Origin of the sequence: Paenibacillus chitinolyticus, from assembly GCF_045038035.1 — a bacterium.
GTDB lineage: Bacteria > Bacillota > Bacilli > Paenibacillales > NBRC-103111 > Paenibacillus_F > Paenibacillus_F chitinolyticus_A.
The window spans coordinates 5,472,189-5,498,153 of sequence record NZ_CP173427.1 but is presented as its reverse complement, the minus strand read 5'-3'; the positions used below and the strand labels follow the sequence as shown (position 1 = coordinate 5,498,153).

At 56.3% G+C, this 25,965-nt stretch carries 23 protein-coding genes; 12 read left to right on the top strand and 11 right to left on the bottom strand.

All coding sequences use genetic code 11. The features are described from left to right. Positions 1–210 precede the first annotated feature (210 nt). From ACI48J_RS24760 to ACI48J_RS24735, 6 genes are all read right to left on the bottom strand, one after another. Complete coding sequence (locus tag ACI48J_RS24760; protein ID WP_405080721.1) at positions 211–639, bottom strand: hypothetical protein; 429 nt, start codon at positions 637–639, stop codon at positions 211–213. Positions 640–882: 243 nt separating this feature from the next. Next, a complete protein-coding gene (locus ACI48J_RS24755; RefSeq protein ID WP_405080719.1) occupies positions 883–1,290 on the bottom strand; it encodes a hypothetical protein in 408 nt (135 codons plus the stop codon). 9 nt (positions 1,291–1,299) lie between these two features. Then, entirely contained in the window at positions 1,300–3,909 is a 2,610-nt protein-coding gene (locus ACI48J_RS24750) for a LuxR C-terminal-related transcriptional regulator (RefSeq protein WP_405080718.1), read from the bottom strand. 315 nt (positions 3,910–4,224) lie between these two features. After that, entirely contained in the window at positions 4,225–5,538 is a 1,314-nt protein-coding gene (locus ACI48J_RS24745) for a GNAT family N-acetyltransferase (protein WP_405080717.1), read from the bottom strand. Between the two features lie 32 nt (positions 5,539–5,570). After that, a complete protein-coding gene (gene murQ / locus ACI48J_RS24740; protein WP_326057334.1) occupies positions 5,571–6,485 on the bottom strand; it encodes an N-acetylmuramic acid 6-phosphate etherase in 915 nt (304 codons plus the stop codon). A 65-nt stretch (positions 6,486–6,550) separates the two neighbouring features. Next, positions 6,551–7,492, bottom strand: a complete 942-nt coding sequence (locus ACI48J_RS24735; protein WP_405080716.1) for an N-acetylglucosamine kinase — start codon at positions 7,490–7,492, stop codon at positions 6,551–6,553. A gap of 522 nt (positions 7,493–8,014) precedes the next feature. On the opposite strand from ACI48J_RS24735, the gene ACI48J_RS24730 reads away from it, so the two are divergent. The 4 genes from ACI48J_RS24730 to ACI48J_RS24715 are packed head-to-tail and all read left to right on the top strand — an operon-like array spanning position 8,015 to position 12,025. Beyond that, complete coding sequence (locus tag ACI48J_RS24730; protein WP_405080714.1) at positions 8,015–9,235, top strand: exo-beta-N-acetylmuramidase NamZ domain-containing protein; 1,221 nt, start codon at positions 8,015–8,017, stop codon at positions 9,233–9,235. Next, positions 9,225–10,397: a serine hydrolase domain-containing protein gene (locus ACI48J_RS24725; protein ID WP_405080713.1), complete on the top strand. Its 1,173-nt coding sequence runs from the start codon at positions 9,225–9,227 to the stop codon at positions 10,395–10,397. The genes ACI48J_RS24730 and ACI48J_RS24725 overlap by 11 nt, the downstream gene beginning before the upstream one ends. A 44-nt stretch (positions 10,398–10,441) precedes the next feature. After that, the gene (locus ACI48J_RS24720) at positions 10,442–11,146 is read left to right on the top strand and encodes a PIG-L deacetylase family protein (protein ID WP_405080712.1); all 705 of its coding nucleotides are present in this window, start codon (positions 10,442–10,444) and stop codon (positions 11,144–11,146) included. Between the two features lie 30 nt (positions 11,147–11,176). Beyond that, entirely contained in the window at positions 11,177–12,025 is an 849-nt protein-coding gene (locus tag ACI48J_RS24715) for a MurR/RpiR family transcriptional regulator (RefSeq protein WP_405080710.1), read from the top strand. 231 nt (positions 12,026–12,256) lie between these two features. Here ACI48J_RS24715 and ACI48J_RS24710 read toward each other — a convergent pair whose 3' ends face one another. Then, entirely contained in the window at positions 12,257–13,273 is a 1,017-nt protein-coding gene (locus ACI48J_RS24710) for a LacI family DNA-binding transcriptional regulator (protein ID WP_326056801.1), read from the bottom strand. Positions 13,274–13,520: 247 nt separating this feature from the next. On the opposite strand from ACI48J_RS24710, the gene ACI48J_RS24705 reads away from it, so the two are divergent. The 8 genes from ACI48J_RS24705 (at position 13,521) to ACI48J_RS24670 (ending at position 21,587) form a co-directional block, all read left to right on the top strand. Beyond that, entirely contained in the window at positions 13,521–15,614 is a 2,094-nt protein-coding gene (locus ACI48J_RS24705; protein WP_405080708.1) for a glycogen debranching N-terminal domain-containing protein, read from the top strand. A 42-nt stretch (positions 15,615–15,656) separates the two neighbouring features. Then, positions 15,657–16,958, top strand: coding sequence for an ABC transporter substrate-binding protein (locus ACI48J_RS24700; protein ID WP_405080706.1), 1,302 nt, complete (start codon positions 15,657–15,659; stop codon positions 16,956–16,958). 81 nt (positions 16,959–17,039) lie between these two features. Further along, on the top strand, positions 17,040–17,936 hold the full coding sequence (locus ACI48J_RS24695; RefSeq protein WP_317954515.1) for a carbohydrate ABC transporter permease: 897 nt from the start codon (positions 17,040–17,042) through the stop codon (positions 17,934–17,936). 12 nt (positions 17,937–17,948) lie between these two features. Next, complete coding sequence (locus ACI48J_RS24690) at positions 17,949–18,779, top strand: carbohydrate ABC transporter permease (protein WP_405080704.1); 831 nt, start codon at positions 17,949–17,951, stop codon at positions 18,777–18,779. A gap of 179 nt (positions 18,780–18,958) precedes the next feature. Then, on the top strand, positions 18,959–19,453 hold the full coding sequence (locus ACI48J_RS24685; RefSeq protein ID WP_405080702.1) for an RNA polymerase sigma factor: 495 nt from the start codon (positions 18,959–18,961) through the stop codon (positions 19,451–19,453). Continuing rightward, on the top strand, positions 19,443–20,030 hold the full coding sequence (locus tag ACI48J_RS24680; RefSeq protein ID WP_405080700.1) for an anti-sigma factor family protein: 588 nt from the start codon (positions 19,443–19,445) through the stop codon (positions 20,028–20,030). Before ACI48J_RS24685 ends, ACI48J_RS24680 begins: the two co-directional genes overlap by 11 nt. Beyond that, positions 20,027–20,764: a hypothetical protein gene (locus ACI48J_RS24675; protein ID WP_326056815.1), complete on the top strand. Its 738-nt coding sequence runs from the start codon at positions 20,027–20,029 to the stop codon at positions 20,762–20,764. The genes ACI48J_RS24680 and ACI48J_RS24675 overlap by 4 nt, the downstream gene beginning before the upstream one ends. Before the next feature lie 211 nt (positions 20,765–20,975). Then, positions 20,976–21,587, top strand: coding sequence for a hypothetical protein (locus tag ACI48J_RS24670; protein WP_405080698.1), 612 nt, complete (start codon positions 20,976–20,978; stop codon positions 21,585–21,587). A gap of 178 nt (positions 21,588–21,765) precedes the next feature. On the opposite strand, the gene ACI48J_RS24665 is transcribed toward ACI48J_RS24670, so the two are convergent. The 4 genes from ACI48J_RS24665 to ACI48J_RS24650 form a co-directional block, all read right to left on the bottom strand. Beyond that, positions 21,766–22,344 carry a hypothetical protein gene (locus ACI48J_RS24665; RefSeq protein ID WP_405080696.1) on the bottom strand — a complete coding sequence of 193 codons (579 nt, stop codon included), beginning with the start codon at positions 22,342–22,344 and terminating at the stop codon, positions 21,766–21,768. Positions 22,345–22,478: 134 nt separating this feature from the next. Continuing rightward, positions 22,479–23,342 carry a carbohydrate ABC transporter permease gene (locus ACI48J_RS24660; protein WP_326056820.1) on the bottom strand — a complete coding sequence of 288 codons (864 nt, stop codon included), beginning with the start codon at positions 23,340–23,342 and terminating at the stop codon, positions 22,479–22,481. Between the two features lie 20 nt (positions 23,343–23,362). Beyond that, positions 23,363–24,250 carry a carbohydrate ABC transporter permease gene (locus ACI48J_RS24655; RefSeq protein WP_405080694.1) on the bottom strand — a complete coding sequence of 296 codons (888 nt, stop codon included), beginning with the start codon at positions 24,248–24,250 and terminating at the stop codon, positions 23,363–23,365. A gap of 110 nt (positions 24,251–24,360) precedes the next feature. After that, positions 24,361–25,623 (bottom strand): sugar ABC transporter substrate-binding protein, encoded by a 1,263-nt coding sequence (locus ACI48J_RS24650; RefSeq protein WP_326056825.1) that lies wholly within the window; start codon positions 25,621–25,623, stop codon positions 24,361–24,363. Positions 25,624–25,965 lie beyond the last annotated feature (342 nt).

Below are 25,965 nucleotides of genomic sequence, written 5' to 3'. Positions count from 1 at the left end.
TCGTGGTCAAGCTGCTGCGGCGGGCTCTGTTTTTGCCGGGCGGTTACGTCGGTGCAGGATCAATCGCGTGCCAGCGAGAAATATTAACCGCAAGTGCCGATGAGGCATGCGGCAGAATCAAAAAGGGCGCCCCCGTAAAATCGGAGGGCGCCTTTTTTTCTTTTTAACAGCGTGATGCTTGAGGGGCGGCGGTGAACCGGCAAAGACCGGTCAAGTTACGCTCGTGACGCTTCGGGTGATGACCTCGACCAGCTCTGCCTTGTGGGCTTCATAAGCTTCCCGGGACAAGCTTCCGCCGGCGAGACGGTCATCCAGCTGCGCGGACAATTGCGCCGTTTGCAGGGCAATGACATCCTGCACATCCCGCGAATGGCCGGCCGCTACCTCAGCCAGAGACTGCCCGTTATACAAAGCGTCGTAAATCTCTTCGTCGGAAGCGACGCCCAGGGCCTGATGCAGTTCGTCCCGGACGGGCGCGGCTGCGGTTTGCGTGGCGGCTGTCTTCGCTTTATCGAAGGCGGCCGGGTTATCCGGGATCATAATTTGTACTTCCGCGGTGCTTTCTTCATTCCAAAATCCCGCACCGATTGTGATGGCAAAAGCGACAGTGCCTGCGATTAAAATATGTTTGGGTCTCATGTGTATTTCCTCTTTTCTGTAAACGAATAGGTGGGATCAGACGAACAACGGTATCTATAAGCATAAGTAGGCGATAAGCGAATGGAGTAATTCGTATGTAAGTTGAAAGGACGTCTTCTAAGTCTTATACGTAGCACACGGGTTTCCGTTGCGGCCGGAATTATTACCCGGCAAATTTCCTTCTAAAACGGTTTAAGGCAAACGTTTGATCCGCTGTTCTAAACCTATTGTACCCGGCACTTCTTAAAACGGGATTAAATCAACCTGAATCTGCTCTGAAATCTGAGGGGAGACTGCAACGCAAAAAGCAGTATAGGGCAGCGGGGAAAGTAAATTCGAGAACGGGAGTGAGGTGCGGATAGAAGAGCGAGGCAAGAACGGGCTGACGAATGGCAGAGGGAGCAGAAGCAAGAGCAGAACCAAGAGCAGAAGCGAGAACAGAAGCGAGAGCAGAAGCGAGAGCAGGAGCAAGAGCAGGAGCAAGAGCAGGAGCAAGAGCAGGAGCAAGAGCAGAACTAAGAGCAGAACCAAGAGCAGAACCAAGAGCCACACAAAAACCCCTCCGGATATGACCCGGAGGGGTTTGACGGCGCAGCGGCCTTGGCGCACAGCGGGGCCGGGAAGAGCTGAAACAAGCATCGTTTCAGCCAAGCCGGCATGCTATTCCGCATCCAGCAGCTTAAGCTCCTGCGCGGCAACGAGCGCCTGGGTACGGGAGGAGACGCCCAGCTTCTCGTACAAGCGGGAGAGGTAGACCTTGACCGTCCCCTCGGAAAGCGTCAACTGCTCCGCCATCTGCTTGTTGGTAGCGCCCTGGCGGATAAGCCGGAGCAGGCTGATTTCGCTGCGGCTTAGTTCGTCCGCGAGCCCCGGGGCCGCAGTTTTGCGCTGGGGAGAGGCGGGCATGAACAGGCTGAGCAGCTTCAAAGCATAAGCCTGCGGCCCGCCTCCCTGGCCGGCCGTATCCGGGGCAGAGCGGTATTGTCTGGCATAAGCCCGCAGCAGGGTTTCCATGGCTTTGCCTTCATCGAGGAAACTCCGGATGTAGCCGTTCCGGGCACCCAGCTCCAGCGCTTCGTGAAGATGGCGCAGAGCGGACGTACGCTGACCCCGCTGATTTTCCAGGAGCGCCTGCAAAATGCCGATTTCGATGATGCCGGACAGAAGCCGCTCCCGCTCGCACTGGGGTTTAAGCAGCTCCAGCAGGCGCAGCGCTTCTTTCTCCTTGCGCTGGCTGCCGAGCGCGCGCGCCAGCGTGACGTATTCGAACTCCTGCCGGAAACCGGGCTTGTCCCTCCTGGACAAACCGAGCTGCGGCAGCGCCTTTTTCACGTCTGCGGAGCGGTGTTCTTTAAGATACAGGCGGATTCTGGCCGCCTGCAAAAGCTGCCGCCAGCGGCTGTCTCTCAGCCCGGAAGCTGCTTCGAGAGCTTCGTCGACAGCGGCATGGGCCAGCTCGAAGCGCCCCTCCGCCGCATCCAGCATGGCCTGCGTCAAATGCATCGGCACATACAAGCCCGGCAGCTCCCTGGCTGGGGCGGAACGGGAGACCAGGACTGCCAGTCTGCGGCTGTCTTCCAGCCGGTTCCACTCGTAGTAGCCCTCGCTGAGCGACTGCATGACGTATAGATAAATGTAGGAACCGTGCCATCCCCTGGCTTCCAGCAGACTGGTAAACAAGGTGCCGATCCTTTCCGTCTCGGGCGAGAGGACGCCTTTGAGTCCGAGCGGGGTCCGTCTGACCAGCGGTTCGGTCCGGTTATAGTTAAACGTGTAAAAAGCCGGATCGGCCGGTAAAATCTCTTGCAGCAGAGTCCCGATGTGAGTGAACCATTTATCGAAGATGCCTGTCATAAACATCAGATTCGAACGCACGAAGAGCAGCCCGCTCTGGAATTCTTTCCGTTCTTCCGGCTCCATGGAAGCGTCCGGAGACGACTCCAACCGGTTAAGCAGCCGCTCGGCCCGCTCCGCATGACCCGTCATGAGCAGGACGAAAGCATGGCGCAAAGACAACGCGGGCGGTACGGCATAGTCCGGAGGAAAGCTGCGGAACCAGCGCAGGAGGTTGCCCAGTTCTCCGCTTTCCAATACGGCGGGCATGTGGGTCCTCAGACAGCTTTCCAGCAGAGGATAATCTTCGCCGGCTATGGCGTATTCCACCGCTTCATTCATAAAACCGCGCGAAATGCAGCCCGCGCTTGCCAGCCGGTTCAGCCGCCGCCATTCCTCCGGCTGCTTGCGTTTAAGCAGCTCCTGCAGAAATCCGGCAAACAGATGATGGTACCGGAACCAGGCGCCGCGCTCGTCCAGGGGCACCAGGAAGAGGTTTGATTTTTTAGCCCGTTCGAGCAGTAACCCGGAGTCGGCGCTTTCCGTGACCCCATCGCACAGATCCGCATCCATCTCTTGAAGAACGGACGTTTTCAGCACGAAGGAATAGAGATCCGGCGGCAATTTCGAGGCAACTTCTTCGAATAAATAATCCGAGATAACCCGGTGGTCTACGCGGAATTCCTCGGGAAAACGGGCCGCGTCCGCCCCGGATTGAAGAGACAGCAGCGCCAGCTGCAGGCCGGTTACCCAGCCTTCCGTCTGTGCGGCGAGGCGCCGGATCTGTTCATCGGTCAAAGGGTGATTGTGGATATCCCGATAAAATGCCGCGGTTTCATCGGCCGTAAATTGAAGAGTGGCCGTGTGCAGTTCGTTTTGTTCCTGCTTGGCGGTCCATTTTACAGTCGAAAAAGGAAGTTCGCTGCGGCTTGCGATCAGCACATGAAGCACAGGCGGCAGGTGTTCGATAAAATAAGCCAGGCTGTCGTGAATCCGCGCGTCTCCGATCAGGTGGTAGTCGTCGAGAACAAGCACCGTTTTTCCGGGAAGCTCGTAAAGCTCGTTTAAAAGCGCATCCAGAAAAGTGGACGAGGAAATATCCTGCAGCGATAGCGTAAGCCCCGCAAGCCGCTGTCCGGCCGGGTCTCCGGCCTTATCGGCCAGGGAGCGGACGAGCGTGCGCCAGAAGCGGATAAAATCGTTATCTCTGGCGTCCAGGGACAGCCAGGCGCAGGTATGCCCGCTGCTGTGGACCCACTGGGTAAGCAGGGTCGTTTTGCCGAATCCGGCGGGGGCGCACACAAGCGTAAGCCGCCCGTTTATTCCCCGGGACAAAGAATCGGTCAACCGCTCGCGGGCAACCAGATTCGCCTTTGGAAGAGGCACGACTATTTTGGTTTTTAAAATGACGGGGGCATCGGAAGCCGTATCGGTCATAAGTCCTCCAGAAGCGGCAGCAGCCGCTGTCGTTTCCAATCTGTTTTGTATCATTATATTAAAAAACAAGCTCCAAGTTAACAAGGAGCACTACAAGCAGTGCCGTCAAAACATGTGTTCACGAAAAAACTCTTTCGGTTGGGGAAATTGGACAAAAGGCGAGCGCCTGTACATGTTTGTGCCGAACGTTAAGAACGGAAAAAAGCGCCTGCCCGTTAAGGGATGGCGCTTTTTTATATTGGCGGCACAATACGCATATCCCGCTGCCGCTCCAATGAAAACTGCGGTATCGGCAGGGAGGCGATAAAGTGCGCGTCAGATGTAATTGAGGCCGGAGGTCGACGGAAACGGGACAGGGAACAGACCTGTCAGCGCCTCGCGCCATTGTGCCGGTGTACCTTCGGGAAGGACCGGCACCGCATTCGCGTCCGCGGCAGCCTCCTCTCCCGGCAGCAAGAACGGACCGTCGAACAGAAGCGCGATCCACGCGTCCGCATCCAGCTCCAGGTCGTTCAGCCCCGGATAAGACAGCCGGATGCCGCGTTCGGCCGCGCCGGAGCTGCCTTCCAGCAGGGGAGCTTTTTCCGGCTGAAACGCAGCCAAGTACGGCTTCAGCCGGTGGAAAAGGCGGGCCGCATCGGGCACATAGACGGTGCCCAGAATCCGCTCGTCCGCGTACGGAGCGTGCTTCTGCAGCAGAGCGGCCAGTCCGGCATCGTGCCGGGAAGCGAGCACGTCCAGCTTTTCCGTGGCCGCCGTCTCCAGCGCATGCGATAGCAGAGCGGCCACGGCCGAAGGCTCGCCCGCCCATTCGATGGCGAACGGCGTCATCTTCGGCCGGAGGCTTCCCGGAAGCGCGGCGACCAGGAACGCGGCGGGGACGCCGCCGCGTTCCGCAACGTAGACGCGGTGCCCCAGCTTCACGCATCTCGCGTAAGCCTGCGCGTCAATGAGCACGGCCAGGTCCCACTGGCTCTGCTCGAAGGCGACTTCGCGGGAAGCGGCCAGCTTGGCCAGAGCGGGCAAGTCGCTGCGCGTCCATTCCCGGCAGCGGAGCGGTCCGGCCGCATCCGTGCCGCGGGAAGCGCCGGCGGCGACCTGCGAGGCCGCACGGGCAGAGGCTCCCGCACCCGTGAGCGAGGCCGTGCGGCCCTCGCTTACGCCGGCTTGCGCAGCCTCGGCCGCCGTTTCCCGCAGCGCCGGGGCCATTGCCGGCGTAAGCGTGTAGCGCCGGATCGTCCCAAACTCGCGGCAGCCTGCGCGCGTGTACAAGCTTCTCGTGCCGGACACGAGGATCAGGTCGCCGTCCGATGCGGCGACTTGATCCTTCACGGCATCGAGCAGTTGGCCGGCAACCCCGTGGCCCCGCGCTTCGGGGGCCGTGCAGACCGCGCCGACGGAGAACACGTTCAGCCGCGAGGCGCCGATCCGGACGGCGGACGGGAGCAGTCCCATAAAAGCCGTCATGCGGCTGTCTTCTCCATAAGCTCCGAACGAGGAGGAAGTGACGGCGGAGAACAAATAAGGGAAGCCGACGGCCATCGATACCTGCTCGCCGTCCCGGAAAATCGAGTCGGCAAGCGCCGCGGCTTCGGTCATTTCATCAGGTTTCACTAAGCGGACATTCATGTGCATGCAACCTTTCGCTGAGAAATAAACGCTTATGAGGCACTTTCGGACGATTCAACCGCCATGCGGACTTTGCCGCCGGTTTCCTGTAATCTGCGTGAAGCCTCTTCATAGGACATTTTAGCCAGAATCATAACGATAGCGGTTTTGACGTGTCCTTGCGATTCCGCGTAAGCCCGGGAAATTTCTTCGCTGTCCGAGCCCGTTGCCATCGCAATGAGGCGTTTGGCGCGTTCGACCAGTTTGTAATTGGAAGGCTGAACGTCCACCATCAGATTATCATAAACTTTGCCTAGACGTACCATAGAGGCCGTTGTGAGCATGTTCAGCACCATTTTCTGGGCGGTGCCCGCTTTCATGCGGGTCGACCCGAGCACGACTTCCGGACCGACAACAGGCTCAATGGCCAGATCGGCGATTGCTGCCATCGGGGTGCCGTGATTATTGCACAAGGCGATAACTTTCGCCCCTTGTTCGCGGGCGCGCTTCATGGCGCCGATCACGTAGGGCGTTCTGCCGCTTGCCGCGATGCCGATAACGACATCCTTGGAGCTGACGCCGCAGGCGTCCGCATCGTCGCGTCCGAGCTGCTCGCTGTCTTCCGCTCCCTCCACGGCTTTCAAAATCGCATCGGGTCCCCCGGCAATGATTCCTTGAATCAGCTTGGGATCGGTTCCGTAAGTGGGCGGACATTCGGATGCGTCAAGAATTCCGAGCCTGCCGCTTGTTCCCGCCCCGAAGTAAAAGAGTCTGCCGCCCGCGGAAAGCCGCTGCGTGATCCAATCAACCGCTTCGGCCACGGCCGGCAGCACCTGCCGGACCGTTTCAGCGACGGTTAAATCCTCCTGGTTGATCAGCGTGACGATATCCAAAGCAGATCTCTGGTCCAATTGGCGGGTCCGGGGATTTTGCTGCTCGGTCGTGAGACTGTGTATATTTTCTTTCATAAGGTACCTCCGGTAGTTAAAAAGGGATATAAATGCGGTCGCAACGCGGCATATTAGGCGGCCGCTTACTTCACCCCTTGGGAGGCCGCAAGCTCCCTGGCATAATCGGCGGCACCTGCAGATGAGCGGCGGCCGGACAAGACGACGTCGGATAAATCGTCTTCCCGCGATACGTTCACCCGGAAGGTATCGTAGAAGAGCGGACAGTGCGCGAAAATCGACCCGGCCGCGCCGATTTTCAGACGGTCAAGCCCGGGGTGGCGGTTCCGGAGCGCAACGACGAGGTCGGCGAGATCTTCGGCCGAGCGCACGATGATTTGCCGGGCAAGTGTGTCTCCCGCCGCCGCAGCACGGACAGCGAGCTCCGCGTGCTCGGCAATCTGCGCTTTCTGCACGCCGGGCCGATAAACGACTCCGCGCAGCTCCGCCGCGTCCCGGATGCCGTGTTTTTGAAGGACGGCTTCTGTAAGCACGGTCGCGGGAAGTACGCCGTCGTAGCTTTTCATGACGGTTTGAAGAACGGAGAGCCCGATATCGTAGCCGCTGCCTTGATCGCCGAGCAGATGCCCCCAGCCTCCGGCGCGGTACTTGTTCCCTTCGGAATCGAAGGCGTAAATGATGGAACCGGTGCCTGCAATGGCGATGATGCCTTTGCTGGAGCCAAGGGCGGCTTTCAGCGCGATTTCGGCGTCGTTTTTAATCAGAAGAGATACACCCTCGTAAGCACTTCCCGTAAGGGTTTGGTTCAGATACCGCTCCATTGTGCTCCGTTCCTCGGCGGTGTCTACTCCGGCAAGGCCGGCGCAAACGGCCAGGCATCTGCGCCCCGGCAGAGCATCTTTGACCGTGGTGAGAAGGCGGCCGAGCTCCGTCGAAGCGGTTGCGAAAGTAACGGCGTGAGGATTTCCCGGGCCGCCCGTCCAAGTGCCGAGCTCTGCGCCGTTCAAGCCGATTGCGAGGGCTTCGGTTTTGGTGCCGCCGCCGTCAAGGCCGATGACATAATCCATGGGAGTCACCTTTTCTTCCGTTATTTTTGTAGAAACTGTAAGAATGCCAGTATGATGTATAAAACTCAGCCCGATTGCCTGCCTCGGTCAGTGCCGGGCGGGTTCGGGGTATTCGCTGTTGAGAACGGCTGTAAGGCAAACATAAAAAAGAAGTTCCAGCCGTCAAAGAAATGCGTGGCATGGAAACTGGAGGAAAAAAAGGGAATGCAGTTGGAGTCCCTGACAATAGTATAGCGGAAGCACGGGAAGATTGTAAAATAAAAGTTTATATATTTTTAAAATTTCTGAAATAAAATTTTGATCAAAAAGAGCCCGGCAGGTCATTTTCCGAAGGCCCTAAATCATCGCTTAATAAAAGGAAGTTTCTTTAAAACGGGTTAAAACGGGAAGGGAACAAAATTTTATATTGTAAAAAATAATTGAAATAAAATTTCGTAAACGCTATAATGACACATAGAAAGCGGTTACAGATCATTGGAAAAAGAAGACCCTATTTTATTATCCAACAGGGGAGGGAACCTCATGCAAGGGAAGGTGAAAACGGGAGCCGACCGGTTTCCGGAAATGGCGCCCGCGCTGCTCAAGGGCCGTAAATTCGGACTGCTGACAAACCCGACGGGGATCAACCGCGACTTTCAGTCCACCATTCAAGTTTGCGCTTCCTTGGAAGAAGCGGAGCTCGGCGCTTTGTTCGCTTGCGAGCACGGTATCCGGGGAGAGCGCCAGGCAGGCGTTCGGTTCGAGGATGAAACCGATCCGGAGCTGGGAATTCCGGTCTACAGCCTGTACGGCAAGCATAAAAAACCGACGGCCGATATGCTGTCGGGGCTTCAGGCGATGGTATTTGACATCCAGGATCTCGGCGTCCGGTTTTACACGTATCTCAGCACGCTGATCTATACGCTCGAAGCCTGCGCCGAAGCCGGTGTCCGCGTGATTGTGCTGGACCGTCCCAATCCGCTGGGCGGACTTGAATGGGAAGGCGGCCTTCTGGACGAAAGCCTGCTGTCGATGGTAGGCGCGTGGAGAATGCCCGCCCGTACCGGTATGACCATCGGCGAATTCGCTCTGCTGGCGGCCGATCAAATGAAGACGCCTTGCGAGCTGTATGTCGTTAAAATGGAGGGCTGGGAGCGGGAGATGGAATATCCCGATACGGGGCTGCCGTGGCTTCCGCCGTCCCCGAACATGCCGACCATGGATACGGTCCGGATCTATGCGGGACACTGTCTGTTCGAAGGAACAAACCTGTCGGAAGGACGCGGTACGACCAAGCCTTTCGAGCAGGTGGGGGCACCGTGGCTGAAGGCGGAGGAAACCTGCCGCGAGCTGAATGCTTTGAACCTTCCCGGCGTCCGGTTCCATCCGGTCACGTTTACGCCGACCTTCTCGAAACATGCCGGTCAGCTGTGCAACGGCGTGATGACGTTCGTTACGGACCCGAAAGTGTACAAATCGGCCATCGCCGGCCTTCACTTGTTGAGTAGGATCCAAAGGCTTCATCCCGATGAATTCGAATGGCTGGCGCCTTTCAAGGAAGGCCAGTCCACCTTCATCGACCTGCTGAGCGGCAGCGACCGGATTCGCCTGACCCTGCATGAGCCCGGCGCTCTGGAAGCGATTATCGCTTCCTGGGAACGCGACGGGAAGGAATGGGCCGGCATTCGCAGGCAGTATCTACTCTATGGACCGGAAGCGGCCGCGGCGGCTTCCGCCACGGAGGCCCGCGGCAATGGGGTATGAGGCGGCCGCAACCGGAGCTTCGGCACTGGGCCTGTCGCCGGAAGGGGTAATCGCCGCCTGCCGGGCTGTTGACCGCGAGATTGCGGCAGGCGTTACTCCCGGAGCGGTGCTGGCCATCGTACGCGGAGACGAGGAACTCGTATACGCGGCCGGAGCTGCCGATCCGGACGGTAACGGTCCGGCGCCGGTACATGCGGGGACCCTGTACGACTGCGCCTCGCTTACCAAGGTGACGGTAACGCTTCCGCTGGTGCTCGGGCTCATCGACGAGGGCAGGCTGACCCTGGATACACCGGCGGCATCCCTGCTGCCTGAGTTTGCAAGCGGCGGCAAAGAAGAAGTCACGGTAGGCCAGCTCCTGACGCATACGTCGGGACTGCCGCCGCTCGTCAATCTGTACTCGTCTCATCTGACGCGGGAAGAGATGTGGCAGACGGTGTACCGGACACCGCTCCAGGCCAAACCCGGTACGCGGATGGCATACAGCGACGTCGGCTACATGATCCTCGGCCGCATAGCCGAGGAGATGCTGGGCGTGCCGCTGAACGAGGCGGCGCGCGCCAAAATCTTCGGGCCGCTGGGCATGGACGGCGCCCTCTTTTGCCCGCCTGCCGGGCGGGAGGCGGACATCGCGCCGACGGAGTACGACGCCTCCGCAGGAGTCCGCCTGCACGGCGTCGTCCACGACGAGAACGCCCGCGCCCTCGGCGGCGTAAGCGGCCACGCCGGGCTGTTCGCGGCGGCCGGCGACCTGGTCCGCTATGCTCGCATGTGGCTGGGCTGCGGGCTCGTCCCCGCCCCGGCCGCCGGAGCGCGTCACGGCGCGGCGCGAGAGGAAACGCCCCGGCCGCGTCTCCTCTCGCGGGCGGCGGTCCTTGCCTCCGTGCGCAGCTTCACGGAGAGCATCCCCGGCGCGAGCCGCGGCCTCGGCTGGGCGCTCAAGGGCGACCCGCTGGATGCCTCGGGTGACTGGATGGGGCCGCGCAGCTTCGGCCATACGGGCTTCACGGGCACCAGCCTGTGGCTGGACCCCGAGCGGGATCTGGCCGTCGTGCTGCTGACGAACCGGGTCTACTACGGACGGGGCAAAACGGTGAAGGCGCTTCGCGCTTGCGTGCATAACGCGCTTGCGGCTGCGGTCATGACGAAGCAAAGATTTTGATCGGACGGTAAACCGAGTAGTCCAACCCAAAGGAGCGATTTCACATGACAGAGCAAAAGCATCATATTTTGGCGATCGGCGGTCACGCCGGCGACTTGGATCTGACGGCGGGCGCCGTTATCGCGAAATATACGCAGGCCGGCCATAAAGCCACCTTCCTGCATCTGACGCCGGGAGAGAAAGGGCATCCCCGCCTGACTCCGGAAGAATATGCGAAGCAGAAAATCGAGGAAGCCCATAAATTCGCCGATATCGTCGGTGCCGACGTCAAATTTCTGGCTTACAAAGATGCCGAGCTTCCCGTCGATGAAGAAGTGAAATATCAGGTGGCGGATGTGATCCGCGAAGTGAAACCGGATATCATTCTCACCCACTGGAAGGGCAGCATTCATAAAGACCACGCGAATACGCATTATATTGTCAATGACGCGCGTTTTTACGCCGGATTGAAGACGATCGAGCGCGAGCTTCCGTCCCACTATGCGAACCATCTGTACTACGCGGATAACTGGGAAGATCCGTACGATTTCAACCCTGAAATTTTTATTGACATTCCTGAAGAAGCATACGAGACTTGGGTTAAAGCGATGAATGTGTATGCCTACGCACGCGGTGAAACTTACGGATTTCCGTTCATCGAATACTATAAAGCGTTGACGATCGTGCGCGGCGCACCGGCTAACTTCAAGCGGGCTCAAGCGTTCGCGGTACCGACGGGCGCGCTTTCGAAACGCGTACAATTTTTCTAAAGCGCGGCACGCAGGCAAAGGAGAGGAATTATGAACGGAGGATTAGTCAGGCTGCGCGAGATTCTGGACGATATCACGCCATCGGAGCGCAAGGTGGCGGAATTTGTGCTCAGTCATCCGCATCGAATGCTGGAAATGTCCGTAGCGCAATTAGCGGCCGAAAGCGGCGGCAGCCAGGCGGCGATTATCCGTTTGTGCAAGTCGATGGGCGTGAAAGGCTATCCGGAGCTGAAGCTCAAAGTAGCCGGTGACTTGAACCAGAACGAGGAAAGATACGAGTACCGGGAAATTCGTCCGAACGATTCCATCGACCGGATTATCCATACGGTATCGGCCAACAACATCCAGTCCATTCGCGATACGGTGACCATTCTGGATGCGGACACGGTGAGAAAAGCGGTCGAGGCCCTCAGCCGGGCGAATCGGACGTACTTCTACGGCCTCGGCGCTTCGAATCTGATCGCCCAGGATGCCCAGCACAAGTTTTTGCGGATCAACAAGACCAGCTACTCGTTTACCGATCCGCATCTTGAGCTGACTTCCGCCGTGATGCTGAACGAGGACGATGTGGCGGTCGGCATTTCTTATTCCGGCGAAACGGATCATGTCATCGAATGTTTGAAAGAAGCGCGTCTATGCGGGGCAAAAACGATTTCCATCACGAAATACGGCAACAATTCGGTCAGCTCGCATGCGGATTATCCGCTGTATACCTCCTCGACGGAGAACGAAATCCGCAGCGGAGCCATGTCATCACGGATGACGCAGCTGAATGTCATTGATATTTTGTATCTGGGCGTAGCCAGCCGGGAGTACGACAAATCCGTGGGCTATCTGGAAAAAAGCCGCGATATCATCCGGCGCATGACCGGCCGCTGAATGCCGCCGGCCGTGGAATCGGCGGCGTGAATTACGCGGAGTGCGGCTGCAAGCGGCCGGCCGGCGGGCCGCCTGACATACGGGCGATCCGCCGAAGCCGTTACCGCTCGCGGCGCGCTAAAAGTACAGCGGCAAGATCCGGCGGGCCGCAGCAAAAATCCCCTTGAGGACCGATGAAAGCTTCATGCTTTATCGGTCCTCAAGGGGGTTTTGTGTTTGCCTCCCATTCCCTTAGAGCGGCAGGCGCTTGACGCTTTCTCTTTTTACCAGCTCCGTATTCAGGACGATATGGTGGCTCACATTCCGGCCTTCCAGCAAATCGACCAGGAGCTGCGCGGCCTGATAGCCGGACTCGTACTTGTGCTGGTTGACGGTAGTGAGGGAGGGCGACGTGTACGCGGTCAGGTCGATATTGTCAAAGCCGATGATCGAAATATCGTCGGGCACACGCCGTCCCAGCCCTTTGACCGCCTGCACCGCCCCGAGCGCCATAAGGTCGCTGGAGCAGAACACGGCGGTTGTTTCCGGATGCATGGACAGGAGCCTGTACATCGCTTCTTTGCCGCCCGCTTCGGAGAAAGAGCCGTCCAGGACGCGGGTCGGATCGAACGGAATGCCGCTGCTTTCCAGCGCGTCCGTGTAGCCTTTCAGCCGCTGGATGCTGACGTCCGCCTGGGCGTGGCCGTTGATCATGCCGATGCGGCTGTGGCCGTTCTCGATCAGATGCTTCACGGCGGTATAGGCGCCTTTGATGTTATCCGAGGTAACATAGCCGACATTCGGGCCCTGGAGCGGAATATCGATCAGAACGCAGGGAATGTCCGAGGAAACGATCTCTTCCAGATAGGGATCGTCCAGCCGGATACCCATAATAATGACGCCGTCGACGCCCCGTTCCTGGCACAAGTTCTTGTAAGATTTGATTTTCTGCTTCTGGGGAGTCGTGCTGAACAGCACGAGATCGTAATCCAGCTCTCCGGCCCGGTCGTTCATTCCGCAGAGCACTTCGAAGGCGATATTATCTTTGGAGCTCGCCCGGGTGACATTGGAAAGCAGAAGGCCGAGCGTCTTGGTTTTCTTGGATACGAGGGAGCGGGCCGCCATGTTGGGGCTGTAGCCGAGCTGGTCGGCGAAACGCTTGATCTTCTTGCGCGTCTCTTCGTTTACATCGTCATAGCCGTTTAACGCGCGGGATACGGTGGTGACGGAAACCTGTGCGGCTTTGGCAATATCTTTGATGGTGACCAATGGTTGTTCTCCTTTTATTCAGAAACGTTTTGGACGTTATCGGGTGGACATTATTAACCGGCAACTAAAAATTGGGGTTGTAAATGCTTACATGTTCGCTTATAATGCAATTATAGTTGATCCGAAACGTTTTGGAAAGACTTTATTAGGAAAAAGAGGCAGCGGCCTCGTATTTTTTTGCCGATTATCCGAAACGCTTCGGATAATCAAAACGGCACGAAGTCAACGAGAGAAATGAGGTCATATTTTGGATTACCGGGTGATTAAAGAAAACAATCTGTTTCTGATTACCGATATAAACGGAGATATAAATCCCGAGACGGGACACGGCTTGTATACTTCCGATACGCGGTTTTTAAGCCGTTTCGAGATCGGAATCAACGGGGAGAAGCCGATCCTGCTATCGTCGGCCGCGGATGAAAATTACATTGCCGTCATCCGGCTTACGAATCCGCATATGGAGCGGGACGGAGAACTGATTTTATGGAGAGAATCGGTAGAAATTGAAAGAAAGCGCTTTATATACGATGAATCTTTATACGAAACGTTTCGGATCACAAGCTACTATCCGAAGGCGGTTGAATTTGTTTTTTCCGTGGCGATGGACGCCGATTTTACAGACATGTTTGTGGTCCGAGGCTTCCAATATGGGGAGATCGGGCACAAAACCGGCGACAGTTTCTCTTCGAACGGGCGGGTCATCACATACCGGGGAGCGGACAATGTGGAGCGGGAAACCCGGATTGGCTGGCAAGGCCCGGCCCATACGGTGGATGGCGACGGACGTCTGCACTTTCCCGTCAAGCTTAACCACGGGGAATCCTGTAAAATCGCCTTTACCGTGAGTCCTTCGATTAACGGCGGGCAGCCCCGGCTCCACGATCCGCTCGAAGCGATGGCGAAACTGGACGCGTCTTATGCGGAGTGGAACGGCGGAAGCACCGGCGTGCGCAGCGACCTTCCGGCCTTCGACAAGCTGTACGGCCGGAGTGTCCAGGACCTGCGCGTCCTGCTGACGGACTTGGGCCACGGGCCGTTTCCGGTGGCGGGCCTGCCGTTGTTCGCGGTTCCGTTCGGACGCGACAGCCTGATCGCGGCACTTCAGATGCTGCCGCTTAATCCGGCCATCGCCAAGGGAACGCTGCTGACGATGGCTTCCTACCAGGGGACGAAGGAAGACGAATGGCGCGACGAGCAGCCGGGCAAAATCATGCACGAGATCCGCTACGGCGAGCTGGCGGGAACGAACCAAGTACCGTTTACGCCGTATTACGGCACGATCGACGCCACGCCCCTGTTTCTGCTGCTTGCGGCGGAATACTTCCACTGGACTGAAGATACGCCGCTTATCGAAGAGCTGATGCCGCATATCGAGGCGGCGCTGGAATGGGTGGACTCCTATGGGGACGAGGACGGCGACGGCTTCATCGAATACGTCCAGAAATCGTCCAAAGGCATAGCGAATCAAGGCTGGAAAGACTCGGCGGATTCCGTGGTTCATGCCGACGGGGAGTATGCGAAGGCTCCGATTGCGCTGGTGGAGGTACAGGGTTATGTGTACCAGGCGAAGACGCGTCTGGCTCCTTTGTTCCGCGCGCTTGGCCGGGAGGCCGGGGCGGAGCGGCTGGAAGCGCAGGCCGCTGAGCTTAAAGAGCGCTTCGAGCGCGATTTCTGGATGGACGACGAGCAGTTCTACGCGATCGCGCTGGACGGAGCGAAGAGCCGGGTGCATTCGGTGACTTCGAATGCCGGACACATCCTGATGAGCGGCATAGCATCGGAAGCGAGAGCCGCAGCGGTCGCGAAGCGGCTTGTGGCAGCCGACATGTTCAGCGGCTACGGCATCCGCACGATGAGCACGGGGGCGGCGGGCTACAACCCGATGAGCTACCATGACGGCAGCGTCTGGCCGCACGATAACTCCCTCTGCCTGCTCGGCATGAGCCGCAGCGGCTTCCGGGAGGAAGCGCTCACCGTCATGCAGGGGCTGCTGAAAGCCTCGCAGGCTTTCGAGTACGCCCGCCTGCCGGAGCTGTTCTGCGGCTATGACGACTCGCTCGGATACCCGGTGAAGTATCCGGTCGCCTGTTCGCCGCAGGCCTGGGCAGCGGGCACCTCGCTGACGTTCGTGCAGGCGATGCTCGGTATCGTACCGGATGCGCTGAACCGGCGCGTGACGCTGAAACCGGCGCTTCTGCCTGACATGAGCGAGCTGGAAGTGGACCGGCTGCGCATCGGCGGCGGCCGCCTGCATCTGCTGCTGAAGCGGGATGCGAAAACAGGCCGCGTGGATGTGAGCGTGCTGGGCAACGATACGGGCTACGAGCTGGAAATCTTGTAAAACGAATAGATACCTACAGAACATTAGGGAGGTTTATTGTTTATGATGAAAAAATCTTTCGCAACCTTAACGTCCGTGCTCCTCGGTTCCGTCGTCGTGCTTTCCGCCTGCGGCAGCGGCGATTCTTCCACGGGAACGCCCGCACCGGGCGGAACGCCGTCCGGCGGCGCTTCCGGCGAGAAAGTAACCGTTACCCTGGCGGGCTGGACGTCCAGCGCGGACGAGAAAGAGCTTTTGCAGCAGACTCTAAACGAGTTCGAGAAGAAAAATCCGAACATTAAAGTCAACTACGAGGTCATCGCGGACCAGTATATGGACGTCATGAAAACCCGCCTGATCGGAGGAAACGGACCGGACGTGTTCTATCTGGACGCTTTCGAAGCGCCCGGCCTGATCCAGACCGGTGTCGTCGAACCGCTGGACGGCTACGTAACGGCCGATTTCGATACGGCCGACTTCGAGCAGCCGCTTCTCGCGGCTTTCCAGAACGGCGGCAAAACGTACGGCTTCCCGAAGGATTTCTCGACGCTGGCGATGTTTTACAACAAGAAAGATTTTAAAGAAGCGGGCATAGCGAATCCGCCGAAGACGTGGGAAGAGCTTCAGGACGCCGCCAAAAAGCTGACCAAAACCGAAAACGGCAAAGTGGTCCGTTACGGTTTCGGAGCCGCTCCGGAGATCGCCCGCCAAATGTACATGATGAAAGCGTTCGGCGGCCAGGTTTCGGACGACAAAGGCAACGCGACGTTCGCTTCCCCCGAAGCGCTTAAAGGTCTTCAGCTCGTAACCGATATGCACAATGTCGAGAAAACGTCCGGCGAGCCGAAAGAAGTCGGCGCAGGGTGGACCGGCGAAATGTTCGGCCAGGGCAAAGCGTCCATCGTATTCGAAGGCAACTGGGCGATTCCGTTCCTGCAAACCAACTACAAGGACCTTGAATACGGCACGGCCGAGCTTCCGACGGTAAACGGCAAAAAAGGCACGATGGCGTTCCCGGTCGCTTACGTGATGAACAAGGATTCCAAGCAGAAGGACGCTTCCTGGAAGCTGCTCTCCTACCTGACGGGAAAAGAAGGCATGAAAACGTGGACCAGCAAAGGTTTCGCGCTTCCGACGCGCAAATCGGTCGCGGCCGAGCTCGGCTACGACAAGGATCCGCTCCGCGCGGCTATCGTGGCGGGCGCCTCTTACGCTACGCCTTGGGTGGATAAAGCGACCCTGCCGACGATCATGAACAACTTCAACAACCAGTTCATCGAAGCGTATTCCGGCAAGGCGAAGCTGGAGGACGCGATGAAGAAAGCCCAGGATACGGCCAACAAGGAAATCTCGGCCGCCAAGTAAAGCAAGAAGGGAAGAGAGGAGGAGCCGCGATGCTCCTTCTTGCTCGCCCTTTCACTTTTCCGCGAAAGGAAGGTAAGGCTCATGACCGTTCACGCGGCCTGGAAACGGAAACTCCGCAACACGGTGACCGGTTATCTGTTTCTGCTTCCCACTCTGCTCGTGCTGGGAACCTTTTTATTTTTGCCGGTCTTTTATTCGATGTATTTATCCGTCCACAAAGTCAGCCTGCTCGGCCAGGTCAGCTACAAGTGGGTCGGGTTCGATAATTTCACGCGTATGGCTCACGACGAGCGGGCCTGGATCGCGCTAAAAAATACGGCTTCGTTCGTGCTCTTCGTCGTGCCGGTCCAGACGGCTTTCGCGATCTTGCTTGCCGTTGTGCTGAACGCCAAACTCAAGTTTAAGAACTTCTTCCGGGTCGTATTTTTCGTGCCGACCGTTACATCCTCAGCGGTTTTGACGCTGATTTTCATGTGGATTTTCAATACGAACGGCCTGCTGAACAAAATCTTGGAAGCTGTCGGCCTGCACGGCTACAACTGGCTGGGGGACCCCGCCGTAGCGCTGAAAGCGATCATGATGATGAACATCTGGTCCACGGCTCCGTTCTTTATGGTCGTATTCCTGGCGGCGCTTCAGGACATTCCCGACGCGCTGTATGAATCCGCTATGCTTGACGGCGCGGGCAAATGGCGCCAGTTCTGGTCCATTACGCTGCCGCTGCTGAAGCCGGCGACTTTTTTTACCGTGGTGATGGGCATTATCGGAACGTTCCAGCTTTTCGACCAGTCGTACATTTTCTCGGCCGGTTCGGGAGGCCCGAATAACTCCACACTGACGGTTGCGCTTCTCATTTACCAGTACGCGTTCAAAAATCTGGACTTCGGCTACGCCTCCGCGCTTGCGGTCGTCCTGGCGGCCGTCATCCTGATCATTACGCTGATCCAGCGCAGGCTGTTCACCGAAGACAAAAACTAGGGAGGCGTACTCATGACGACTTCATCATCCAAATCCATGAAGGTGCTGCTGTACGCCATCTTGTTCGTCTACGCGTGCATTACGCTCATTCCGTTTCTGTGGGCGCTCTCTTCGTCCTTCAAGACACTGGGCGAGATCGTGTCGGGGAGCATTAACTTCATACCGAAAAATTTTACCCTGCAAAATTATTACGACATCTTCGTCAAAGAGCCTTTGTTCGGCCGGTGGATGTTAAACAGTGCGCTCGTCGCCGTCATTGCCACTGTCTGCAACATCCTGTTCAATTCCATGGCCGGCTACTCGCTGGCGCGGATCGATTTCTTCGGGAACAAGCTGATGTTCGTGCTCATTCTGGCCGTCCAGATGATTCCGGCGCAGCTGACGATCGTCCCAGCGTATCTGATCATGAAGAACCTGAACCTGCTCAATACCTATTCGTCGCTCACGCTGCCGATGATGGCGAACGCCACGTTCATCTTCATGATGCGCCAGTTCTTCGTCAGCTTTCCGAAGGAGCTGGAGGAGGCCGCGCAGCTCGACGGTCTCAGCCGGTTCGGCATCTTCTTCCGGATCGCGCTCCCGCTGGCCCTTCCGGCCCTGGCCGCCCAGACGATCTTCGTCTTCATGGGCGCCTGGAACGAATTCCTGAAGCCGCTCATGTTCATCTCGGATGCGAAGATGTTCACGCTGACGCTGGGCCTGAACACGTTCAAGGGCCAATACATCAGCAACTGGAACTACATCATGGCGGCTTCCATGGTTTTCACGCTTCCGGCCCTGTTGATTTACGCGGTGTTCAACCGCTTTTTCATCAAAGGCGTCACGTTTACCGGCGGGAAATAACAGCCTCCGCTTTCTTTTAAAAGCCTCAGGGACCGAATTTGAATTCGGATTCCGGGGCTTTTTTTGCGCAAAAATGAAAAAAGTTCCGGAATCCTGTAACGAACGGACGCTGTCTGGTACAAATAAGAAGAACGGCAAAAGCACGCCCGTCGGATGAGGCTTCGGATAAGGGAGGGCGCATGGGGCTTGAAGAGCTTTATCGAGAGATTCAACCGCAAATGTACGCATTTTTCTATGTGAAAACGCAAAGCAGAGAGGCCGCCGAAGACCTGACCCAGGAAGTGTTCTACGAGGCGGTCAGGGGGCACGGCTCCTTCAGGGGGGATTCGACGGTCCGGACCTGGCTGTTCGGCATCGCGAAAAATAAGCTGGGCAAATATTACCGGTCCAAAAAATACGGGCAGGAACTGGCGGCAAAACTGGCGGCGGAAAGCCGCGAATCCGTCACGCCGGAGAAGCAGGTGCTGGACCGCGAGGACCGCGATATTTTGCTCGAACGAATTTTCCGGTTGGATGAGGTTTCTCAGGAAATCGTCACGCTGCGCATGTATGCCGAATTGTCCTTCCGGGAGATCGGACAGATTATCGGCGCTACGGAAAACAGCGTCCGGGTACGATTCCACCGGATCAAGCTCCAACTGCACAAAGAGCTGGAGGGATATTATGAACGATAAACATACGGTACGGCACATTATCGAGGATCTGCTGCCGCTTTACGAGGAAGGTCTGCTGAGCGAAGAGACGGCCAGGTGGCTGGAAGCTCAGACCGCGGACGACGCCGATTGCGAGAAGCTCGTCCGCTTGTCGGGACAGAGTCTGCCGAAACCGGAACTGCCGGAGCCGTCCGAGGACTATGCGAAGATGATGGCGAAGATCAACCGGAAGCTGTCTCTTTATCAGCTGTTGTTTATGGCGATTTCGTTCGTGCTGGCTATCCGCACGTCGCTGCTTAACGAAAGCTTCGGCTTTGTTTTGTGGTATGCCGTGCTCGGCTTCGTCACGTATCTGTTTTATAAACAGATGAAAATCGTGTTTTTTCTCTCGTTTGCGCCTGTTTTTCTATGGTCGCTGGGGGACAGTATTTACTCGGCCGTAAACGGTTCGGGAGACGGGGGGATAGGCATGATCGTCGTTGCGCCTATATTTGGGGCTGTCGTGACGGCTTTCATTCACAGCCTGTTTGCCTTTATCGGAAGCTTGATGGGACTGCTGGTGTTAAAGATCAGAAAGACGGGGGAAGAGTCCGAATGAAGACACGTAAGAAGAAAAAGGGAATGTACATCGCGCTGCTGGTGCTTCTTGCCCTGCTCGTCGGTTCGCTGTATAACTCGCTGAACGGGAATCCGCTTAGCAAATGGCTGGCCGGACGGGAGCTGCAGCACTTCCTGGCGGAGCGTTATCCGGAGAAACGGCTGAGAATCGAGAAAGGATTTTATAACTTCAAATTCAAGAATTACGAGTACAGAGTGAGGGAAATCGGAGCAGACGCGGACAAAGGAGAGCCGGCGGAGTATGAATTTTCCGTAGGAGGCTGGATTCCTAAGGTGAGGGTGGACGGCATCCGAACCGCCAGCCTCGATACGGCTCTGATGGAGCGGCTGAGCGGGGAGGCGGCCGCGGAGCTTCAAGCTGCTTTTGCCCGGCGGGTTCCTGCGGTCAGGGAGGTCACTGTCCAGCTTGAGGTCGTCAAAGGACAGCTGGCGGAGAATGCCGCCTGGACTCCGTCCCTGAAGCTGGATGAACCGCTGTACATCCACGTGATGACGGATGCGGCGGGCGCTTCCAAGCAGCAGGTTGCCGAAGCGGCGGGTGAGTTCGGGGCCGTTCTGGATGCCGGAGGGTACGATTACGGGCATGTGACGATTAACGCGAACGTGATGGTCGACAAGGGGGGCAAAGACAAGTACGGCTATGTAAAATACGTCGCGCGCTTCGATAAAGGCGGGAAGGTCAGCGCGAAGGACGTGGAGGAAGTGACGAAATAGCGGACCCGGATTTGCATAGGCAATTGAACAACCCGCTGTACTGCCGATTCCGCTGCCGTGTTTGGCGCCAAAATCCTATGAAAAAGCAAGAACGGTCAAAACTCGTCCTGTCTCCCTTGGTATACTGAGTTCACCCGATACGATCCGGTTACAGCTTAAGGGGGAATGAAGTATGTTAAGTGCAGCGATAGGAATGGTAGGAGCTTTTTTTGTGAGTTTGGTACGCGGAGAAATGCCCGCCGGTACTTTGATTTGGATAGGGGCGGCCGTTGTGCTGGTTATGCTGGGCGAGTTAGTGGAAGCCTGGAAAAAAGGGAGCTTGCGGGAGGAAGGGCCGATTCCGCTCATGCAAACGGCAAAGGCGGCAGGGATCGCTCTTTTGTCGGTAGCGGTCGTGCTGGGCAAGTTCTTGTTCGTCGGGACTATTCTGGCCAAATCGTTTCCGGTGCTGGGGTTGCCCGAATCCAAAGAAGCTCTCGTCTGGTACGGTTCCGCTTCGATTGGAATCACGGTGCTTCTTAGTCCCCTGATCAGGAGGGCGGTGTCCGGGGAGGAAGCCGTTCTGCGGATAAGCTGCGGACTGCTGAACACTCTGCTGACGGCGGCCGGTACGGCCTGGTTGAGCGCGGTTTTTCACGCTCCGGTTCAATTGCCTCTCCACGGGCATGCGGTGATCGGGCTGCTCATGACGCTTGCGATGTACTTCCTCCTGCTGCTGGAGCGGGAAATGAAGCAGGAAGATGGGAAGCAGGAAGAGCCGGGCACGGTGAAGGAGCGCAGCGGGCGCGCTTCGGGAGTCTCTATCCATAAAAGCTCTATGTAAGGAAGCTTAAACCAAGGAACTTGGACGCGCAGTGTTGAGCTGCCGATCCGGCAAGGTAAGGAGCCAATCTGTTAACCGTTTTAATTATGCACGTAAAAAGGCCAGTATCGCGGATATATGCTCCGCGGTATCGGCCTTTTTGTTGGTTAAGATTGAAGCTGAAGCAACTTGTAACGATTCAATATCCTCTGTGATAAATGACTTTGCCGGCGGCGTCAAGGCCTTGGATTTCTTTTAACCCGACTGTGCTGTTCATATTGACCTGTATAAAGGTTCTTTTGTCCGTATTCAGCTTAAAAACGAACAAATCATTTTTGAAATCGGTTAGTTTAATTTCATTTATTTTATCATTGGTGCAATAACCTGCCATGACGAAGTAGGGCTTTTTTGCATCTCCCGCCGTTGCTCCGCCTATTTGAAAATTGGTTATTTCCATATCGGGAAGAGATAGGGCCGTTTCCGTACGAATGATATTCCATGCATTATCCTTAAACGTGAGATAGGACAGCCCCTCGTGGAGTTGATTGTCTTTGGTAAAAAAGAAATAAACAAACGTATCCTCGCCTTCGTGCTTAATCTCTTGTGGTTCAAACTCCGCAAGGGTAAGCCCTTGGCTTTTTTCCACATCCTGTTTTAAAAGAAGAGTGAGTTCGTTCTCTTCCATCCTCTTTTCAATTTTGAAAGGCTGCTTCTCTACAAATGAACAGGAAACGGCCATTAAAAAGAAGGATAAGATGCTCCATTTAATTAATTTCATTTCGGTTCTCGCTTTCTCATAAACAGTCATACCTAATTTTACTGCATTCATCAAGAAAATGGTAAAAGAAAAACCGATACTGCAAGCAGCACCGGCTATATCTTCGAATATATGTGTTTTTTCAGTGGCTCCGCTTATTTCATCCCCGATATCGTATAGTTGTCGATGATGTACTTCTGGAAGATCGCGAAGATGATCAGAATCGGCACGACCATGAAGGCCGAACCGGCCATCTGCAAGGCGAAGTTGCTGTCATACTGGCCTTTCAGCAGCGACAAGCCGACGGACAGCGTGTACAGCTTCTCGTCGTTGGCGATAATGAGCGGCCAGAGGAAGCTGTTCCAGCCCGCGATGAAGGTCAGGATCGCCTGCACCGACAGAATCGGCTTGGAGATCGGCAGCACGATCTGGGCGAAGGTGCGCAGCTCGCTGGCGCCGTCGAGCCGGGTCGCTTCCAGCAGTTCGTCCGGAATCGTGGACATAAACTGGCGGAACAGGAAGACGCCGAACGCTCCGACGAGGCCGGGAAGCACGACGCCGACCAGCGTGTTCGTCAGCTCGATGGAGTTCAGGATCAGATACACGGGAATCATCGTGACCTGTCCGGGAATCATCATCGTGGCGAGCACGAGGTAGAAAAGACCCTCGCGTCCCTTGAAGCGGTATTTGGCGAAGCCGAAGCCCGCCATTGCGTTCAGGAACAGGCCGACGAAGGAGAACAGCACGACGATCAGGGTATTTTTCAGATAGACGCCGAAGTTCATCCGTTCGAACAGGTTTTTGAAGTTTTCCATCGTAAACGTCTCGGGAAACAGGGTGGGCGGGATACGCAGCACTTCACTTTCCGGTTTGAACGCCGACAGAATCATCCAAACGAACGGAATGAGGAAGACGATGCCGCCCAAGGCGAGCAGGACAAACACGAGTCCTTGGAAAAAGGGGCTCGATCCCGATGTCCCTGCGCCAGCCGGACGTAATTTTGCAGCTTTTGCAGCCATAAGCTTTTCCTCCGTTCTTTTTACATGTCCGTATCTTTATTCTGAAGCCGGAATTGAATGAGCGTAATAATGATGATAGCGACGAACAGGACGAACGAGCCCGCCGCGGCGTAACCGAAGTTGCTAAGCTTGAAGCCGTTGTTATAGATGAACAGAGCCACGGACGTAGTGCCGTCCAGCGGTCCGCCCTGCGTCATGACGAACGGTTCTTCGAAGAATTGCAGCCAGCCGATCATAGTCGTGATGGACACGAAGAAAATGGCGAAACGCAGCATGGGAACCGTAATATGGATCATTTGCTTCCAGGTGCTGGCTCCGTCGAGCTGGGCCGCTTCGTAGTACGTTTTCGGAATGCCCTGAAGAGCGGCGACGAAAATAATCATGTTCAGACCCACCGCCCGCCACAAGGCGAGAAGGATCAGGGAGACTTTCGCGATCAGGGGATCGGTCAGCCACGGAACCTTATCGAAACCGGCCGATTCCAGCACGTAGTTGAACAGACCGAACGCCGGGTTGTACAAATAGCTCCAGACGACAGCTACCGCGACTACGTTGGTAACGGAAGGGAGGTAGTAAATGACCCGGAATACTTTGAAAACACGGGAGGCTCCGTAATTGATCAGCAGCGCGATACCGAGCGATAAAATCACGACGCACGGAACCCCGATAATCACGTAAAAAAGCGTGTTGGTAATCGATTTAATAAAAATCGGGTCCTGAAGGACACTGATATAGTTTTTGAAGCCGATGAAGTTGATAGTGGAATAATCGGCAAGACCCGCGAGATCCATATCGGTGAAACTGATAACGAGCGCAATAAAGATCGGCAGCAGCGAGAAAACCGTAAGCAGGATCAGAGTCGGCGCGATAAAAAAGTACGGTGCTTTGCTGTTGCTGAAGCCCTTCATCTCATGTCCCTTCTTTCACTGTCGTCCAGTCCGGTAAAAAGGATGGACCGTTAATAGCCGGACCGGCCCCTGCGGGCCGGTCAGCTTCGGGTTATTTTCCTTCCGTGCGGTTACTTGTTCAAGATTTGCTGAGCCTGCTTGTTGAAGGCATCCAGCTCCGGTTTGACTTCCGCCTGGCCGCGGTAGATGCGTTCAAAGCTTTTCAGGTAAGCCTGGGCGATTTCTTCCCAAGGTTTGATCATCGGCATCGGCTCGGAAGCCTTCATCTGCTCGCCGATCACTTTATAGTTCGGATCTTCCTTCAGGATCGGATCTTCCCAGGCCTTCTTCGCGGCCGGCATCGACTGCGTCATTTCGAGCCATTTCAGCTGGGTTTCCGGCTTGCTCATATAGGCAATGAATTTCATCGCTTCTTCTTTATGCTCCGTATGCTGGAATACCGACAAGTTGGAGCCGCCCAGCGCGGAAATGTTGTTTTCTTTCTTCGGAAGAACGGCCGTGGCCCACTTGCCCTTCAGGTCGGGTGCTTTGTCGTTAATGAGCTTAACCATCCACGGGCCGCTGATGAACATCGGCACGATGCCGTCTCCGCTCAAGCCCTGCACGGCGTCGATACCGAGATCCTTCGGTGCAGAGCCGTTCTTGAAGAAGCTGTTGAGATAATCCACGGCTTCAACGAACTGCGGCTGATCGAACAAAGGCTGTTTGCCGTCCAGCAGCTTGGAGCCGTTTTGACGGGCGAACATGAAGGTCAGGGACTGCTCCTTCGGATCGAGCGAGATACCGTACTTGCCGCTGCCGCGTTTGGTCAGCTTCTGGGCTGCGTCCTGAAGCTCTTCCCACGTTTTCGGCGCCTCGTTATAGCCCGCCTCTTTAAGAAGGTCCGTGCGGTAGTAGAGAACGCGGGTGTCGATGTACCACGGTACGCCTACCGTTTTATCTTCATATTTGGTCGTTTGGATCGAACCCGGATAGAAATTGTCTTCTTTGATTTCGGGATATTTGTCCGTCATCGGTTTGAGGTCCATCAGAGCGCCTGCCGCCGCGAATTCCGGGATCCAGGTCGTTCCCATCTGCAGAACGTCCGGACCCTTCTTGGAAGCGACCGCCGTAAGCAGCTTGTCGTGAGCCGAGGCCCAAGGCAGCGCCTGCACGTTGATTTTGATGTTCGGATTATCCTTCTCGAACTGCTCCGCGATTTTCGGAAGGGATTTCGCTTCTTCGCCCATTCCCCATACGTTCAGCGTCACCTTTCCTCCGGACTCTCCGCTGCCTTTATCGCTGCTGCCCGCGCCGCTTCCTCCGCAACCCGATAGAACGCTTGTCAAAAGAACCGTAGTCGCAATGCCCGCCGCCCAATTTTTCCGTTTCATACTGTCTGCCTCCCGTAGGAATCCTTATTATGGTGATAGTTTACCCTTAATCGTAAAAGGTTAAATGTTAGCTGAAAAGCAATCGAAACGTTTCGAAATCATTATAAAACATCCTGGAACCGTATTCAAGTTCTATTTTGGAGAAGTGTAAACCGCTTACAAATCCCCGATTTCTTGTCAAATTCCGTTTGACTTCATTAGAAAAGGAGGGTTATAATTCAAATCAAAGAAAATCGAAACGTTTCACTTAACGTTCTATGTAAGCATTTTGCGAATTGCTTCGGCACTCGTGTCCATTAAAACTTCTACAACTAAAAGCAAAAAAATCTGCGCGAGGAGGCG

Excerpts from the sequence above, each read along its gene's own strand:
- ACI48J_RS24760 (WP_405080721.1), bottom strand. The coding sequence starts at position 639 with ATGAGACCCAAACATATTTTAATCGCAGGCACTGTCGCTTTTGCCATC.
- ACI48J_RS24750 (WP_405080718.1), bottom strand. The coding sequence starts at position 3,909 with ATGACCGATACGGCTTCCGATGCCCCCGTCATTTTAAAAACCAAAATA.
- ACI48J_RS24745 (WP_405080717.1), bottom strand. The coding sequence starts at position 5,538 with ATGAATGTCCGCTTAGTGAAACCTGATGAAATGACCGAAGCCGCGGCG.
- murQ (WP_326057334.1), bottom strand. The coding sequence starts at position 6,485 with ATGAAAGAAAATATACACAGTCTCACGACCGAGCAGCAAAATCCCCGG.
- ACI48J_RS24735 (WP_405080716.1), bottom strand. The coding sequence starts at position 7,492 with ATGGATTATGTCATCGGCCTTGACGGCGGCGGCACCAAAACCGAAGCC.
- ACI48J_RS24730 (WP_405080714.1), top strand. The coding sequence starts at position 8,015 with ATGCAAGGGAAGGTGAAAACGGGAGCCGACCGGTTTCCGGAAATGGCG.
- ACI48J_RS24725 (WP_405080713.1), top strand. The coding sequence starts at position 9,225 with ATGGGGTATGAGGCGGCCGCAACCGGAGCTTCGGCACTGGGCCTGTCG.
- ACI48J_RS24720 (WP_405080712.1), top strand. The coding sequence starts at position 10,442 with ATGACAGAGCAAAAGCATCATATTTTGGCGATCGGCGGTCACGCCGGC.
- ACI48J_RS24715 (WP_405080710.1), top strand. The coding sequence starts at position 11,177 with ATGAACGGAGGATTAGTCAGGCTGCGCGAGATTCTGGACGATATCACG.
- ACI48J_RS24700 (WP_405080706.1), top strand. The coding sequence starts at position 15,657 with ATGATGAAAAAATCTTTCGCAACCTTAACGTCCGTGCTCCTCGGTTCC.
- ACI48J_RS24695 (WP_317954515.1), top strand. The coding sequence starts at position 17,040 with ATGACCGTTCACGCGGCCTGGAAACGGAAACTCCGCAACACGGTGACC.
- ACI48J_RS24690 (WP_405080704.1), top strand. The coding sequence starts at position 17,949 with ATGACGACTTCATCATCCAAATCCATGAAGGTGCTGCTGTACGCCATC.
- ACI48J_RS24685 (WP_405080702.1), top strand. The coding sequence starts at position 18,959 with ATGGGGCTTGAAGAGCTTTATCGAGAGATTCAACCGCAAATGTACGCA.
- ACI48J_RS24680 (WP_405080700.1), top strand. The coding sequence starts at position 19,443 with ATGAACGATAAACATACGGTACGGCACATTATCGAGGATCTGCTGCCG.
- ACI48J_RS24675 (WP_326056815.1), top strand. The coding sequence starts at position 20,027 with ATGAAGACACGTAAGAAGAAAAAGGGAATGTACATCGCGCTGCTGGTG.
- ACI48J_RS24665 (WP_405080696.1), bottom strand. The coding sequence starts at position 22,344 with ATGAAATTAATTAAATGGAGCATCTTATCCTTCTTTTTAATGGCCGTT.
- ACI48J_RS24660 (WP_326056820.1), bottom strand. The coding sequence starts at position 23,342 with ATGGCTGCAAAAGCTGCAAAATTACGTCCGGCTGGCGCAGGGACATCG.
- ACI48J_RS24655 (WP_405080694.1), bottom strand. The coding sequence starts at position 24,250 with ATGAAGGGCTTCAGCAACAGCAAAGCACCGTACTTTTTTATCGCGCCG.
- ACI48J_RS24650 (WP_326056825.1), bottom strand. The coding sequence starts at position 25,623 with ATGAAACGGAAAAATTGGGCGGCGGGCATTGCGACTACGGTTCTTTTG.